General features: G+C 67.1%; 14 protein-coding genes. 11 read left to right on the forward strand and 3 right to left on the reverse strand.

Going from position 1 to position 15,064, the window contains the following annotated elements; all coding sequences use genetic code 11:
* Positions 1–156: 156 nt before the first annotated feature.
* Both GK109_RS05310 and GK109_RS05315 read left to right on the forward strand, forming a co-directional pair.
* Positions 157–756 carry a hypothetical protein gene (locus GK109_RS05310; protein WP_157238952.1) on the forward strand — a complete coding sequence of 200 codons (600 nt, stop codon included), beginning with the start codon at positions 157–159 and terminating at the stop codon, positions 754–756.
* On the forward strand, positions 753–1,616 hold the full coding sequence (locus tag GK109_RS05315; protein ID WP_197432418.1) for a hypothetical protein: 864 nt from the start codon (positions 753–755) through the stop codon (positions 1,614–1,616). The genes GK109_RS05310 and GK109_RS05315 overlap by 4 nt, the downstream gene beginning before the upstream one ends.
* A gap of 114 nt (positions 1,617–1,730) precedes the next feature.
* Here the strand turns inward: GK109_RS05315 and GK109_RS05320 are convergent, their stop codons facing one another.
* The 3 genes from GK109_RS05320 to GK109_RS05330 all read right to left on the reverse strand — a co-directional run bounded on the left by GK109_RS05320 (position 1,731) and on the right by GK109_RS05330 (position 4,655).
* On the reverse strand, positions 1,731–2,663 hold the full coding sequence (locus GK109_RS05320; protein WP_157238953.1) for a 2-hydroxyacid dehydrogenase: 933 nt from the start codon (positions 2,661–2,663) through the stop codon (positions 1,731–1,733).
* Positions 2,660–3,442, reverse strand: a complete 783-nt coding sequence (locus GK109_RS05325; protein WP_157238954.1) for a DeoR/GlpR family DNA-binding transcription regulator — start codon at positions 3,440–3,442, stop codon at positions 2,660–2,662. The genes GK109_RS05320 and GK109_RS05325 overlap by 4 nt, the downstream gene beginning before the upstream one ends.
* A gap of 70 nt (positions 3,443–3,512) precedes the next feature.
* The gene (locus tag GK109_RS05330) at positions 3,513–4,655 is read right to left on the reverse strand and encodes a Gfo/Idh/MocA family protein (RefSeq protein WP_157238955.1); all 1,143 of its coding nucleotides are present in this window, start codon (positions 4,653–4,655) and stop codon (positions 3,513–3,515) included.
* A 142-nt stretch (positions 4,656–4,797) separates the two neighbouring features.
* On the opposite strand from GK109_RS05330, the gene GK109_RS05335 reads away from it, so the two are divergent.
* The 9 genes from GK109_RS05335 (at position 4,798) to GK109_RS05375 (ending at position 14,885) form a co-directional block, all read left to right on the forward strand.
* A complete protein-coding gene (locus tag GK109_RS05335) occupies positions 4,798–5,712 on the forward strand; it encodes a PfkB family carbohydrate kinase (protein WP_370460415.1) in 915 nt (304 codons plus the stop codon).
* A gap of 28 nt (positions 5,713–5,740) precedes the next feature.
* Positions 5,741–6,625, forward strand: coding sequence for an aldolase (locus GK109_RS05340; protein ID WP_157238956.1), 885 nt, complete (start codon positions 5,741–5,743; stop codon positions 6,623–6,625).
* Between the two features lie 90 nt (positions 6,626–6,715).
* Positions 6,716–8,002 carry an ABC transporter substrate-binding protein gene (locus tag GK109_RS05345; protein ID WP_370460416.1) on the forward strand — a complete coding sequence of 429 codons (1,287 nt, stop codon included), beginning with the start codon at positions 6,716–6,718 and terminating at the stop codon, positions 8,000–8,002.
* The gene (locus tag GK109_RS05350; protein ID WP_157238957.1) at positions 7,999–8,961 is read left to right on the forward strand and encodes a carbohydrate ABC transporter permease; all 963 of its coding nucleotides are present in this window, start codon (positions 7,999–8,001) and stop codon (positions 8,959–8,961) included. Before GK109_RS05345 ends, GK109_RS05350 begins: the two co-directional genes overlap by 4 nt.
* Before the next feature lie 4 nt (positions 8,962–8,965).
* On the forward strand, positions 8,966–9,781 hold the full coding sequence (locus GK109_RS05355) for a carbohydrate ABC transporter permease (protein WP_157238958.1): 816 nt from the start codon (positions 8,966–8,968) through the stop codon (positions 9,779–9,781).
* Between the two features lie 76 nt (positions 9,782–9,857).
* Complete coding sequence (locus GK109_RS05360; RefSeq protein WP_370460417.1) at positions 9,858–11,297, forward strand: NAD-dependent succinate-semialdehyde dehydrogenase; 1,440 nt, start codon at positions 9,858–9,860, stop codon at positions 11,295–11,297.
* Positions 11,298–12,041: a sulfite exporter TauE/SafE family protein gene (locus tag GK109_RS05365; protein WP_321215478.1), complete on the forward strand. Its 744-nt coding sequence runs from the start codon at positions 11,298–11,300 to the stop codon at positions 12,039–12,041.
* Positions 12,042–12,085: 44 nt separating this feature from the next.
* Positions 12,086–13,360, forward strand: a complete 1,275-nt coding sequence (locus GK109_RS05370) for an AGE family epimerase/isomerase (protein WP_157238959.1) — start codon at positions 12,086–12,088, stop codon at positions 13,358–13,360.
* 250 nt (positions 13,361–13,610) lie between these two features.
* The gene (locus GK109_RS05375) at positions 13,611–14,885 is read left to right on the forward strand and encodes an MFS transporter (protein WP_157238960.1); all 1,275 of its coding nucleotides are present in this window, start codon (positions 13,611–13,613) and stop codon (positions 14,883–14,885) included.
* Positions 14,886–15,064 lie beyond the last annotated feature (179 nt).

A 15,064-nucleotide genomic window follows, 5' to 3' on the forward strand; every position in this document is an offset into this window, starting at 1 on the left:
CAGCCACCGGCACCCGCTCCGCAGGCTCCCGCCCAACCGCCCGTGCCGCCGCCCGGTCCGCCCGCCGCTGCCCAGCCGCCAGCCCCCGAGACCGTGGTGCTCGACTGGCTGCCGATAGGCCCGGTGGGCAGGGGGGATCCGATTTGGTATGTGCGCTTGAAGGACTTGAATTGTGAGTCGGTTCCCGGCTTCTCCGAACCCTTCAATACCGTGGAAGAGGCAGCACGGACGCTTTGCTTCGGCCTGAAGGGTGACCAGGCTGCCTGGGAGGCGGGCGTTCCTGCCCTGTCGACGTCCCCGCCTGACTGCTGGTCTGAAGCCGCGCAGCAGATCCTCAGCAATATCGCTGCCGTCCGGACACAAAAGCCGGATGCCGTCATTGAGCTTGCCCCCCGCCCCGGAACCGCCTGCGTTCCGGAACTCAAAGCCGTGCAGGATGATGCGGGCGACAGCCAGCCCTTCCAGGTCTGCGCAGGGGACGTGCTCATCCTGGACGGAAGCGTCACCGGCCTCCCCGCCGGCACCGTCCGTTCAGTCAACGTTGGCTCCGCCACGGCACTGGTCAGCCAGCGCCAGAGCTTCACGGACACCGACTTCCCGTTTGAGTTCTACTTCCTGGCACCGCCACTGGCTGAAGGGCAACCCACCACCGCCGAAGTGAGTATTGCCGACGCCGACTGGCAGGTCCAGGGATCCGCTTCCTTCGAGTACGCCGCGGACCAGAGTACGTGCCCGGCGCCGGGCGCCGCACCGTGACGGAGGGCGACGGAGACGGGCGTTCCTCATGGTCCCGCGCCGTCGGAGTTATTTCCGCCATCGGCCCGCCGGTTACGGTTGCCACGGCGCTGCTGTTCTACTTCGGCTGGGCACGCGCCGATGCACAGGCGGCGTACATGGGCCTCAACGTCAGCCTCTTCGGGTACACAGTGCAGGACTACCTGCTCATCAGCATCAACGCGCTCTTCCTGCCGCTGGTCTGCATCCTTGCCGCCAGCGTTGCCTGGCTGGCGCTTGACCGCTTGCTGCGCCGCCGGATCGAGGAGGACCGCGGACGCGCCGTCATCCTCCGGGCCGCAGGCATCGGCGCCCTGGTCAGTGGGCTTGTGGTCGGAGTCAGCCTGGTGCTGGCGGTGGTTGATCGCACCCGGACGGCGCTCTTCTCGCCGTATCTGATGGCCCTGGGCGTACTGGTGGCCACCTGGTGCGTCCACCTCCGCCGCCTGGGCCGGAACACCCGGGTGCCGGCCCTGAGCGCCGAGCAGCGGGCGGTGGAAACCACGCTGATCCTGAGCATCGTGACGCTGCTGCTTTTCTGGGGCACGGCCGACTATGCGCAGGCGCTGGGCCGGCGGCTGGCCGTGGACTACGAGCAGGGCGTCCAGTTCATGCCCCGGGCGGAGGTGTATTCGCCCAAGCCGCTGGGCATCGGCTCCGGCGCGGTCACCGAAGTGAAGGTGGGCAACGGCGAAGCTCCGCTCTACCGGTACGACGGGCTGCGCCTGCTGGTGCTGAGCGGCGGACGTTTCTTTTTCCTGCACGACGGCTGGGCGCCGCGGGACGGAACGGTCATCGTCCTGCCGGACGACAACTCGGTCCGCATCGAATTCCGGAGATAGCCCCACCAACAAGCCCGCGGCCGCCCCTCAACAGGCAACACGGGGTCGCTTTTGGCCTAATAACGGTCAATTATTCGGCTGGGAGTGACCCCGCGTTGCAGTAAACCGCAGAACCTAGCTCCGGGACGGGCCGCCCAGCACCACGTTGACGGGCTCCTTGCCCTCCAGCATCAGCCCGATCTGCTGCTTGATCAGCCGGACCATCCGCGGGAACATCGCCGAGCTGGCCCCGCCGACATGCGGGGTAATCAGCACGCCGGGCGAGGTCCAGAGGGGATGGTCCGCGGGCAGCGGTTCGGGGTCCGTCACGTCCAGCGCAGCACGCAAACGGCCCGAGGACGTCTCCGCCAGCAGCGCGTCCGTGTCCGCCACCGGCCCGCGGGCCACGTTCACCAGCAGCGCCCCGTCAGGCATTGCTGCCAGGAACTTTGCATCCACCAGCTGCTTTGTCTGCTCGCTGAGGGGCACACTGACCACCACGATGTCGTGCAGGGGCAGCTGCTCATACAGTGAGTCGATCCCGAAGATCTTTCCGCCGGCGTCTTCGCGTTCACGGCTCGCCATCCGGGTCACCTGCGTTTCGAAGGGCAGGAGCCGGGCCTCGATGGCCTTGCCCACTCCCCCGTAGCCCACCAGCAGCACCCGGCGGTCGGCCAGGCTGGGCCGCTGCCTGTTGTCCCAGGTCCCGGTGGCCTGGTTCCGTGCAAAGTCGGCCATGCCGCGCTGGCTGGCAATCATCATGCCCAGGGCAAGTTCCGCCGTCGACGTTTCATGCACGCCTGCCGCGTTGGCGAAAAGGCAACCGGCGGGCAGGACGTCCGCCACGCCGTCGTACCCGATGGACTGGCTCTGGACCAGGCCGATCTCCACGGACTCCAGCGCAGCCAGCACCTCCGGCCCGCGCATGTACGGCGGCACCACGATGTCCAAACGCCCTGCGGGGGCAGGGCCGGAAAAGTCCCATACGAAGAATTCGACGCCGGCAGCCGGCTCCAGCGCCTCCACCAGTTTCTGGTCGGGCAGGGAAACCCGCAGCGGCGCGGTCATGCCGCCACCACGAGCTTGACGTTCGCCGCACGCAGCGCCGATTCGATTTCCCGCGGCGGGGGCGCGTCCGTCACCAGGACATCCGCGGCGTCGAAGGCCGCCAGCCGGGCCAGCGCGTACCGCAGCATCTTCTGGTGTGTTGCCACCACTACCACCTGTTCCGCAGAGTTCATGAGTGCGATCTTAGTGGCGCGTTCCACGTCACGCTCAATGTAAAACGCCTCGTCGTGGATTCCGCTGACGCCAATGAACGCGGTCCTGGCGCGCAGCCCGGCCGCAGCGCTGACGGTCATGGGGCCGTTGAACGCCTGGCTGTCCAGCAGCAGTTCCCCGCCCAGGCAGATGGTCCGAGCCGAGGTCAGCTGCAGGCACCGCTGGATGGCCGGGGCCGAGTGGGTAATGATTGTCCCCTTGAACGCGGCGGGCAACTCCTGCGCAATCTGGTACGTGGTGGTGCCGGCGTCCAGGATGATCGCGTCCCGCTCCCCGATCATGGATACGCAGGCGCGGGCCACGCGAAGCTTGGCTTCGGCATCCTCACGGACCCGGGCAGCGAAGTCCGCGTTCTGGCCCTGCCCATGGATGGCGCTCACGCCGCCGTGCACCACCCGGACCAGGCCCAGTTTGGACAATACCCGCGTGTCCCGGCGCACCGTCATGTCCGAGACCGCGAAGGTCTCGGCCAGATCGGTGGTGGAAATGAACCCGCGCCGGCCCAGCTCGTCCAGGATGGTGCGCTGGCGGGGCGTCAGCGGCGCATCCCCACGTGCAATGCTCATAACCCCTTCTTTCTGACCATGCGCCGGACACCAGGCTCGGCGGAGTGTTGCAATTCCAACACCAACTTACCTAGTGTCGTACCCCGGCACCGGCATTCGTAAGCTCCACGGGGCGTCCTTCCGCGATTGAACGTTCGGCCGCGAGGCCCATCCGGACCGACTGCAGCCCGTCGGCAACCGTTACTTCCACCGGCCCCTCGCCGAGGATCGCCTTCCGGTACCCAAGGTGCTCGTAGTACGTGGAGCCGTGGTGGGCGCCTGCGGCCAGTACTGCCTCATCCACCGGGACCTCGTGCTTTTCAGGGCCCAGCGGCGAGCGCGGGCTGAACTCCACGGTGGCCTCCGCCTCGTCACCGGGGATCCAGTGGCTGGCTGCCACCGGGATGAGCGTCTCGATCTTGGCGGCATCCCCCACGATGGAGATCCGTTCCTGGAACTTGGACCCCTCGGCGAACATGGACAGCTCCAGCATGGCGCGGCGGCCGCCCTTGAAGTCCACAATCACGTAGGCATTGTCGATCATGTCCGACACGCGGCCGTCGTAGACCTCGTCCATGTGGTTCACGTCGTGGCCGCCGCTGGCGTAGACCCGGACCGGCTCATCCTGCAGGATCAGCCGCATCAAATCGAAGAAGTGGCAGCACTTCTCCACCAGGGTTCCGCCGGTCCGCTCCGCGAAGCGGTTCCAGGCATCCACCTTGTGCAGGAACGGGAAGCGGTGCTCCACGATGGAGAGCATGTAGATGTTGCCGAGCTTGCCGGTGTGCGCGGCCTGGATGACTTCCTGTACCGGCGGCATGTAGCGGTATTCCATCGCGACCCACACGGGCGCCGGGTAGCCGGCGGCCAGCGCCTCGAGTTCATCGGCCTGCTCGGCGGTGGTGCACACAGGCTTCTCCACGAGCACGGGCAGGTTGGTTCCGCTGGCGAAGATGTCTTTCAGGATGCCCAGGTGCGTGTCGTTGGGGCTGGCGATCACGAGTGCATCCACCAGGCCGGAGGCCAGCAGTTCCTGGTGGGAGGGAAACGTCTCCACCCCGTACCCGATCTCCGCAGCAGTCTCCTCCAGGGAGGACTGCTGGGGATCGGACACTGCGGTGATCCGGCTTCCGGGGATCAGGGCGAGGTTCCGGACGTGTTCGCGGGCCATGTGGCCTGCGCCGATGAGGCCGTATCGGATGGTCCGGACCGGTTCCGCAGAAGGCAATGACATGAGCTGCTCCGTTTCTCTACGTTGAGTTTTTGGGGGGACCGCGGCGTTGCATCCCAAACAGAACTATACAGAAAGTGTTGTTATTCCAACATAGCGTGTGTATATTTCTTCAGTACCAGCCGGAACTACAACGAGGTGGAACGTGCCCCAACCGTCAACTGGAACCCTGCTCTTCGTAGGGTGCGCCACACTTGACTCCATCGCTTTGGTGGAGGACTACCCTGCTGCGGACAGCCGCACCGTTGCCGCGGATTTCGCGACCGCGGGCGGCGGGCCGGCCGCCACCGCAGCCGTGGCAGCAGCCCGCGCCGGAGCTGCAACAGCCTTCGCCGGTGTCCTCGGCACCGACGAGGAAGGCGACCGCATCATCGCCGGCCTGCAGGCAGAAGGCGTTGACACCTCCGCCGTCATCCGCGACCCGGACGTCAAAACAGGGGCCAGCGTGATCGTGGTCAGCAAGGCTTCCGAAAGCCGGGCCATCGTCACCCGTCCGGTGCCGCCGGTCAGCCTTCCGGCCGGCAGCCGCTTCCATGAACTGCTGCAGTCGGCAGCCTGGGTCCACGTGGACCACCTGGGCTGGAACGCCGTCGCCTCCGCCACACGCGGGGACCTTGGCACCCTAAGGATCAGCGTGGATGCCGGCAACCCCATCCCGTCCTTCAATCCCAAGGGCGTCGCACTGTACGTCCCCACCATCGAACGGCTCCGCGCAGAGTACGGCGAGCAGCTTTCCGCCGCGGCGCTCCTTCAAAAAGCGGTCGACGACGGCGCCACCGCCGTCGTGGCCACCGCCGGCTCGGAGGGGGCCTGGGTCAAGGACGGCAACGGCGACGCGGTCCATGTGCCCGCCACTCCGGCCAACATCGTCTCCACCCTGGGTGCCGGCGACGTCTACCACGGCGCCCTCCTGGCCGCCGTCGCCGCCGGGCTGCCGCTGGTGGAGGCTGCAGCCTTTGCCGGCCGCACCGCTTCCGCGTCCTGCCAGGGACTGGACGGCCGCTCCGCCATCCCCCACCAGACCATCACTCCTGTCCTAGCCACCAACCTGCCCGCCTAACCCAACGCCCAGCTGAAAGAAGCAGCCCATGAGCCCCACAGACCTCTCACCCCTCCAGCGCCCGTCAGGCGCCTTCGCGATGCTCGCCGTGGACCAGCGCGAGGCCATGCGCAACATGTTCGCCGAGCACACGGACCAGCCCGTCACGGACCAGGACCTCCAGGACTTCAAGCTCCAGGCCGCCAAAATCCTTACCCCCTACGCCTCGGGCGTCCTGATCGACCGGCAGTTCGCCCTCGACCAGGCCATCGAGGACAACGTGGTGGACCCCGGCTGCGGGCTGATCGCCTCGGCGGACCACTTCGAATCCGCACACGGCGAACTGGTGGGCGAGGTAACCATTGACCGCCTGGTGGACCCGCACAAGTACAAGGCCCTGGGCGTGAAGGCCCTCAAGCTCCTGGTCCTCTACCGCCCGGACGAGCCCGCCGAAGGCCGGGTGGAAATGGTCCGCGAATTCGTGGAACGGTGCCAGTCCGCCGGACTCATCAGCATCATCGAGCCCGTCTCCCGCAAGCCGCTGGCCGGCGGAGACTTTGACTGGAACGCCGGCATCCTCGCCGCCGCCAAGGAGCTGGGCAGCCTGGGCGCTGACCTGTACAAGGCCGAAGTCCCGTTCCACGGCCAGGCCTCCGAGGCAGAGGTCCGGGCCGCGTGCGCCGAGCTGACCAATGCCATCGACGGCCCCTGGGTGGTGCTCTCCTCCGGTGTCCCCGAGGACGTCTTCCCGGAGGCAGTCCGGTGGGCCTGCCTGGAAGGTGCCAGCGGCTTCCTCTCCGGACGCGCTGTCTGGGCGTCCTGCATCGGCGCGCCCGACGTCGTCGAATCCCTGTCCACTGATGCCGTCCGGCGGCTGCAGCGCCTCTGCGCCGTGGTGGACGACGTGGTCACCGCCCAAAGGGCCAACGCCTAAGCACCCGGGGAGCCAAAGCGTCGTGACCGTGGCAACCCTTTCCGCAGTCAAGTAAACAAGGCACAGCAAACACTCAACGAGGAGATTATTGTGAGTCAGATTTCACGCAGGCAGGCCATCGCTGTTCTCGGAGCCCTGGGCTTCGGCGCCACGGCGGCAGCATGTGCCGGGCCCGGCGGTTCCACCGCACCCGGCGGCGCCACCGGCCCTGCCGCGCCCTCCACCGGAGCCGTCACCGGCAAGGTGTCCTTCGCCCACTGGCGCGGCGAGGACAAAGCGGTGTTCGACGAACTGATCAAGCGCTTCGCCGGGATGCACGACGGCGTGGAGGTTGCCCAGGACATTTCCACGTCCAACGACTACAACGCCCAGGCCCTGCAGAAACTCCGCGGCGGCTCCATCGGTGACGCCTTTGCCACCTTCCGCGGCGCCCAGTTCAAGAACTTCACCGACGCCGGCATCTACACGGACCTGAAGGGCAGCAAGGCTGTCTCCAACTACCAGGAAGGCCTGCTCTCCGCCGGCAAGTCCGGGGAGAGCCAGCTGGGACTGCCCTACCAGGTGGTTTTCCCCATGCCCATGGCCAACGTTGACCTGTTCGACAAGGCCGGCGCCGAGCTTGCCCCGAAGGACTGGGATTCCTTCCTGGCCATGTGCGACAAACTGGCCGCGGCCGGCGTCATTCCCATCTCCTGGCCGGGCGGCGATGTTGGAAACGGCGGCCAGCTGTTCAACAACATGATCGCCAACAACGCCCCCGTGGACGACATGTGCGCCCAGATCGAGCAGGGCAAGCTGAAGGTCACTGACGACTGGTTCATCAAGATGCTCAACCAGTACAAGGACCTGGTCCCCTACCTGCAGCCCAACGCCACGGGCACCGCCGTGGAGCCGGCCCAGAACCTGTTCTCGCAGGGGAAGGCCGCCATGCTGGCCACCGGCTCCTACCACATCGCCGCCGTCCGCGGCCTGGGCGCCCAGTTCCCCATCGAACTGGTGTTCCCCAACACCTCGGACGGCAACAGCAAGTACGAGGGCGTCTACAACGCCACGTTCATCCTGGGCGTGAACTCTGCGAGCAAGAACCAGGCCGCGGCGGCCGCGTGGATCGATTTCCTCTCCGAGCCGGAGAACGCCGGCTACTACGCCAACAAGACCGCCCAGCACGTGTCCGTGAACAATGTGGACTACACCAACCCGGACCTTAAGCGGCTGAGCCCGTGGCTGGACAAGAAGACGGCGCTGGCGGCGCGGTTCCAGTTCCAGAACCTCGACGTCCGCAACGCCGTGGAAGCCAGCGCCACCGCCGTCATCTCCGGCACCAGCCCGGAGCAGGCAGCGGAGGCCGCCCAGAAGATTGTTGATGAACGGCTATGAGCATCCATCCCGGGACGGCGCCCACACGGAAGGCGCCGGACAAACACACCGAAACTGACGCCTCGAAGAAGCGCCGCCGCTCGCCCACGCGGGTGAATCCGGCACTATACCTGTTCCCGCTTCCCGCGGTGGCCGTCATCGCCTTCTTCCTGGTGATGCCCACCCTGCAGGCCTTCCAGTACGCCATCACGGACTGGAACGGCTTCTCGGCAGCGTTCAACTACGTGGGCCTGGACAACTTCATCCGGGCTTTCACCAAGGACTCGCTGTTCACCAACGCGCTGACGAACAACCTCAAGTTCGTGCTGCTGGTGGTGATCGCGCAGACGCTGTTCTCGCTGATCCTGGCGCTGCTGCTGACGAAGAACTCCCGGGGAAGCGTCCTGCTCCGCGCGCTGTTCTTCTTCCCCACCATCCTGTCCTCGGTCTCGGTGGCCTTCATCTGGAAGTTCATCTACGACCCCAACTTCGGCCTGGCCAACTCGGTCCTGGGCGGCGTAGGCCTGGAATCACTCCAGAGCTCCTACCTCGGCAACGACGCCCAGGCCCTGTACTGGGTGGCCGTGACGCAGGTGTGGTTCCACGCCGGGCAGATGATGGTGGTGTACATCGCCGGCCTGCAGGCCATCCCGCGGGAACTTTACGAGGCGGCCGAGATGGACGGTGCCAACAAGTGGCAGCAGTTCAAGTCCATCACCTGGCCGTTCGTGGCACCGGCAACGTCCATTGTGGTGGCCTACACCACGGTGCAGTCGTTCAAGGCCTTCGACCTGATCCTCGGCATCGCGGGCAACCCGCCCAAGCAGTCCCTGGACATCCTCTCCACGCGCATCTACAGCACCTTTGCCAACTCGGAGTTCGGCTACGCCGCTGCCCAGTCGATCATCTTCATGGCGATGATCGCCCTGGTCACCTGGCTGCAGCGCCGCCTGCTCCGCCTCACCCCGAAGGGGGAATGACAGCATGCTCGCGTCAATAACCCGCCGCGGAATCCTCGCGATCTACGCGGTCATCATCATCGTTCCGCTGACCGTGGTGGGGTTCGGCAGCTTCAAGTCCACCCAGGAACTGTTCGCCGGGCCGTTCAGCCTGCCGCAGTCCCTCTCCCCCGCCAACTACGCGGAAGTGATCGGCGGCCAGGATCTCGGGTCTTCGTTCTGGAACAGCGTGATTGTCACCGCCATCTCCGTTCCGCTCACCCTGTTCCTTGCCAGCCTGGCCGGCTACGCCGTCTCCCGGCTCCGCGGCTTCATGTCCTGGGCCATCTTCGGCTTCCTTGTCCTGGGCATGGCCATCCCCGCCCAGGCGAACATGGTGCCGCTGTACGTGCTGTTTGGGCGGCTGGGTCTCCTGGACAGCCTGGCCGGCCTGGTGGTGGCGAACCTGGTGTCCACCCTGCCCATTGCCGTCTTCATCCTGGGCGGGTTCATGCGGACCCTGCCCAAGGAACTCTACGAGGCATCCTCGATCGACGGCACGGGCCCCTGGCGGACCTACGTCTCGATCGCCCTGCCGCTGTCCGCCCCGTCCATCGCCGCGGCCGCCATCTTCCTGTTCGTGATCCACTGGAACGAACTGCTGTACCCGCTGCTGTTCATCCAGTCACCCGGCAACCGCACCCTGCCGCTGGCACTGCTCAGCTTCCAGGGCGAGTTCCAAACCAACTACCCGCTGCTGTTCGCCGGCGTCATCATGGCCTCCCTTCCCGTGGTGGTGGCCTACGTCTTCCTGCAGCGCTACTTCGTGGCCGGCATCACCGCAGGCGCCAGCAAGGGATGAGCGTCACGACGACGGCGGCCAGCCGCGCCCGCCCCGCCGCAATGGACCCCTTCCAGCCCAATGAAAGGCATCATTCGTGAACCTCAAGTCAGCCCAACACCTCGTCAACGGCACCTGGAACACCGCCGGAACCGCCAAGGACGTGACTGACCCCGGCAACGGCAGCACCGTGGGCGAGGTGGCCTGGGGCACCGGCAAGGATGCCACCAAGGCCGCCGACGCCGCGGCGGAGGCCTTCAGTTCCTGGTCGCGCACCACCGTCCGGAACCGGGCGGACCTGCTCCGCAACGCCGCCGACCTCCTGGCCGAACGCCGCGACGAACTTGCCCACACCCTGGCGCTTGAAGCGGGCAAACGGCTCCCTGAAGCGCAGGGCGAAGTGGACTTCTCCGTGGAATACTTCCGCTGGTTCGCCGAGGAAGCGCGCCGCGCCACCGGCACCGTGAGCCCGCCCGAACTGCAGGGCCGCCGCCACCTGAGCCTCCGCAAACCCATCGGCGTGGCCCTCAGCCTCACGCCCTGGAACTTCCCGGTCTCCATCCAGGCCCGGAAGCTCGCCGCGATGCTGGCTGCCGGCTGCACCGTGGTGGGCAGGGTGTCCGAGAAGGCCCCGCTGGCTGCCACCGGGCTGTTCGAAGTCCTGCACGACGCCGGGTTCCCCGCCGGCGTGGTCAACCTGGTCCACGGCCCCTCCCGCGAGGTCACCGCTGCCCTGATGTCCCACCCCGCGGTCAGGGCCGTCAGCTTCACCGGCTCCACGGGCGTGGGCCGGCAGATCATGGCCTCCGCCTCCGAACGGGTGGTCCGGCCGCTGCTGGAGCTGGGCGGCAACGCGCCCTTCATAGTCTTCGAGGACGCCGACCTGGATGCCGCCGTCGAGGGTGCCGTCCTGGGCCGGCTCCGCAACACCGGGCAGTCCTGCGTGGCCGCCAACCGGTTCCTGGTCCAGGAGAGCATCGCCGAGGAGTTCGCCGCCAAGGTGGCCGCGCGCTTTGACGCGATGAGCATCGGCCACGGCGTTCCCGACGGCGGCAGCCAGGTTCCGGACCTCGGTCCCATGATCGACGCCGACCGGGTCACCGCGGTCCAGGCCTTGATCGACGATGCCCTGGAGCGCGGCGCCCGACGCCTCACCCAACGCACCGATGTTCCCGGCCAGGGATCCTTCCTGGCACCCACCCTGCTGGCGGACGTCCCGGACGACGCACCCCTGGTGACGGAGGAAGTGTTCGGCCCGGCAGCCGGCGTCGTAACCTTCTCCTCGGAGGAGGAAGCCATCAGGAAAGCCAACGCCACGGAAATGGGCCTGGCCGCCTACGTCTGGAGCAGCAGCCCCAGGCGCGGCTGGGACATTCCGGAGCAGCTCGAAGCGGGCATCGTGGGCGTGAACGATCCACTCCCGTCCGTGGCCTTCGCGCCCATGGGCGGCGCCAAGCAGTCAGGGCTGGGCCGGGAAGGATCAAGCCTGGGCCTGGAGGAATTCGAGGAGGTCCAGTACGTGGCCTGGAGGCCCTAGGTGCTGACCACCGGGCTGGTGCTAGGCGCCGTGGTGATGGGAGCCGGGATGCAGCGCATCACCGGAATGGGCTTCGCCCTGGTGGCTGCACCCTTCCTGGTCCTGCTCCTGGGCCCGGTGGAAGGCGTGGTGCTTGTGAACATGTGCGGTGCCGTGACCGCGGGGGCCATCATCTTCCGTGTGGTGCGGGACATTGACTGGAAACGGTACGTTCTGCTCACGGCTTCGGCCCTGCTCGGGATCATCCCCGCGGCCTTCCTGATCCGCCTCGTTCCACCGGCGGTGCTCGAGATCGGCATCGGGGTGATCCTCGCCGTCGGACTGACTGTCCTGCTGGCCCTCAAGTCCGTCACCCTTCCGGCACGGCGCCGCTACCTCTTCACGGCCGGCGGCCTGAGCGGGTTCATGAACACAGCCGCCGGCGTGGGTGGACCGGCGGTCAGCATGTACTCCATCGCCACCCGGTGGCAGCACAAGTCCTTCGCAGCCACCATGCAGCCGTACTTCTTCACCATTGGGACGTTCTCGCTGATCTCCAAGGCACTGACCGCGCCGGCCACATTTCCCGCGCTTCCGTGGGGCATGTGGGTGGCCGTGGGCGTGGCCTGCCTGGGTGGGCTGGTGCTGGGCGACATCGCTTCGAAGTATGTCCCCGCCCGCGCCGCGCAGATACTCCTGATCATCCTGGCCTACCTGGGGGCGGCCGCCACCATCATCCGGGGCGTCCTCGACGCCGTCGGGTAACCCCAACAACTTCGCTTGCACCCGTAACAGAGAGAGGAAACAACATGACGTGGCTGAACAGTGCCGCCCACGCACGCTGGCTCGAGGCGGAAACCGACCGGCTGATCAATTTCGCCGCGGCCTCAAAGGTCCCGACAGGATTCGGCTGGCTCGACAACTACGGCAAGGTGTTCACCGACAAGCCGACCCACCTCTGGATTACCGCCCGGATGGTCCACAGTTTTTCCGTCGCCGCCCTCATGGGACGGCCGGGTGCCGCAACACTCGTGGACCACGGGATCGCGGCACTCAACGGGGCCCTGCACGATGATGAGTTCGGCGGCTGGTACGCCGAGGTCAACGAAAACGGACCGGTAAACGATACGAAGTCCGGCTACCAGCATTCGTTCGTGCTCCTCGCCGCTGCCAGTGCCGTCGCCGCAGGGCGGCCCGGTGCGCGCGAACTGCTCGACGAGGCGCTCCGGATCGCCGACACGAAATTCTGGGACCACCAGGCCAACATGTGCTTCGACTCGTGGAACCGGGAATTCACCGAAACCGAGGCATACCGGGGCGGAAACGCCAGCATGCATTCGGTCGAGGCCTACCTGATCGTCGCTGACGTGACCGGGGAGAACCGCTGGCTTGAGCGGGCCCTGCACATCGCCGAGGTGCTCATCCACAAGTTCGCGCGCAACAACAATTACCGGGTGTTCGAACACTTCGACCCGGAGTGGAACCCCATGCCGGAGTACAACACCGATGACCGGGCCAGCCAGTTCCGCGCCTACGGCGGAACGCCGGGCCACTGGGTTGAGTGGGCGCGCCTGCTCCTCCACCTCCGCGCCGGACTCGAAGCCCGCGGCCTGGACGTTCCGGCCTGGCTCCTGGAAGACGCCCGGGGCCTGTTCGACGCAGCCATCCGTGACGCGTGGGAGCCGGACGGCCACCCGGGATTTGTCTACACCGTGGACTGGGAGGGCAAGCCCGTTGTCACCACCCGCATCCGGTGGGTGCCGGCAGAGGCCATCGGCGGTGCTGCGGCGCTCTACATCGCCACCGGCGAGAAGAAGTATGCGGACTGGTACGAGCGGATCTGGGACCACGCCCGCGACTGGTTCATCGACTACGAGCACGGGTCCTGGAAGCAGGAGCTCGACGAGAACGGCAATGTCACCTCCACCGTCTGGTCCGGCAAGGCGGACATCTATCACCTGTGGCACTGCCTGGTGGTCCCGCGCCTTCCGCTGGCACCCGGTCTGGCTCCGGCAGTTGCGGCGGGCCTGCTGGACGCACGCATCACCGGGACCAGCCAGGACAAGGACCCTGCAGGCCGCTGATTCCTGCGGATCGAGGTGCAGGCCCCCTGCACCTGCCAGGGCGGCAGGTCCGTCCGGCCGGGGTCCCGCACGGACACAGACCTGGGCACCCGGTAGCCGGCTCCGGCGGAAAGCGGATTGCGTCCGGGGACACGCTCCGACGCGCCGGAAACGGCATGGAGCAGGGGCCGCGATCCTGTAAATTTAAGGGAGGAACTGCCCGGCCAGCGAGCCGCGTTCCACCCCTCCCCCTTGAATGGATCCTTCCCCCATGTCCTCCGCCATTCCCGCGCCGGAACCTGCCCGTTTCCCGTACGCCGCGATGGTGGTTTTGGCCACCATCGCCTTCACCGCCATCACCACCGAGCTCCTGCCGTCCGGGCTGCTGCCGCAGATCAGCAGCGGCCTGAACGTGTCCGAGCCGGTTGCGGGCTACCTGGCCGCGGCCTATGCCGCCGTCATTGTGGTCACGGTGGTCCCGGCTGCCCGGCTGCTGGGGAAGATTCCCCGCCATGCGCTGCTGGTGGGACTCGTCCTGACGTTCGCGCTCAGCAATGCGATGGTGGGACTCGCGCCGGACTTCACCGCCGCCATGATCGCCCGGCTGGTGGGGGGCCTGGCGCACGGCCTGCTCTGGACCACCATGGCCCCGTTCGTCACCAGGGTGGTTCCGGCAGACAAGGTGGGCAAGGCCCTGGCCATTGTCTTCAGCGGCAACAGCCTGGGCCTGGCTATCGGCGCGCCCGTGGGCACGGCGCTGGGCGGGTTCCTCGGCTGGCGCTCGGCGTTCCTGGTGCTGGCAGGGTTCGGGCTGGTCCTGACGGTGCTGGCGTTCTTCCTGCTGCCGCGGGTCCAGCGTATTTCCGACGCCGTCCGTCCCTCACTGCGCAAGGCAATCGCACAGCCCGGAGTCAAGTCGGTGGCCATCGCCTGGCCGCTGCTGGTCCTGGCCCATTTCGCGCTGTTCACCTACATCGCGCCGTACATCCGCGAGGCAGGCTTCCCCGACTACGCCATCAGCCTCTCGCTCACCGTCCTTGGCGGATCCGGGCTGCTGGGAATCTGGGTCGCGGGCCTCACCGTGGATTCCCGGCCCCGGCGTTCCCTGCTCATGACGACGGCGGTGATCGCCCTTTCCATGTTCTTCCTCCCTCTCGCGGTGGGCAACTTCCCCGTGGCCCTGCTCCTCATGACGGTCTGGGGTGCGGGACTCGGCGCGATAGGCATTTACAACCAGTCCGCCATCCTGCGGGCCGGGGGCGAGTTCCAGGAAGCCGCGAACGGCCTCACTGTGCTGACCATCCAGCTGGGCATCACGGTGGGCGCCCTGTACGGCTCGGCGGCACTGGTGGTGGGCGGACCGCTGCTGGTTCCCGTCGCCGCGGCGCTGCCGGTGGTGGCGGCGTGGATCATCGCCCTTGCAGGGAAGACGCACGCGTATCCGCCCGGACCGCGGGAGCGGGTGTGGCTGGAGCCCCGCCCCGTCCGTTCGGAGGAGGTTCCCGTGGCGGAAACCAGTGCACCGCCGTCGCGCCCCCGTCCCTAACCCCCATCGATTGCTCCGTACCGGCCGTTTTCACCGCTCATAACGACATTTGCGGAGCAATCGATGGCGGGTGGACCCAGCGCGCCGGCCCGGCGTTCCGCGTTAACCTCCCCTCCAACTCCCTGCACCCGAACCGCAACCTGCCCCTCCTAGCGTTGACGGGTCACCGGCGGAAACGC

It is taken from the genome of Pseudarthrobacter sp. GA104 (assembly GCF_009741265.1).
In the GTDB taxonomy this organism is placed as follows: Bacteria; Actinomycetota; Actinomycetes; order Actinomycetales; family Micrococcaceae; genus Arthrobacter.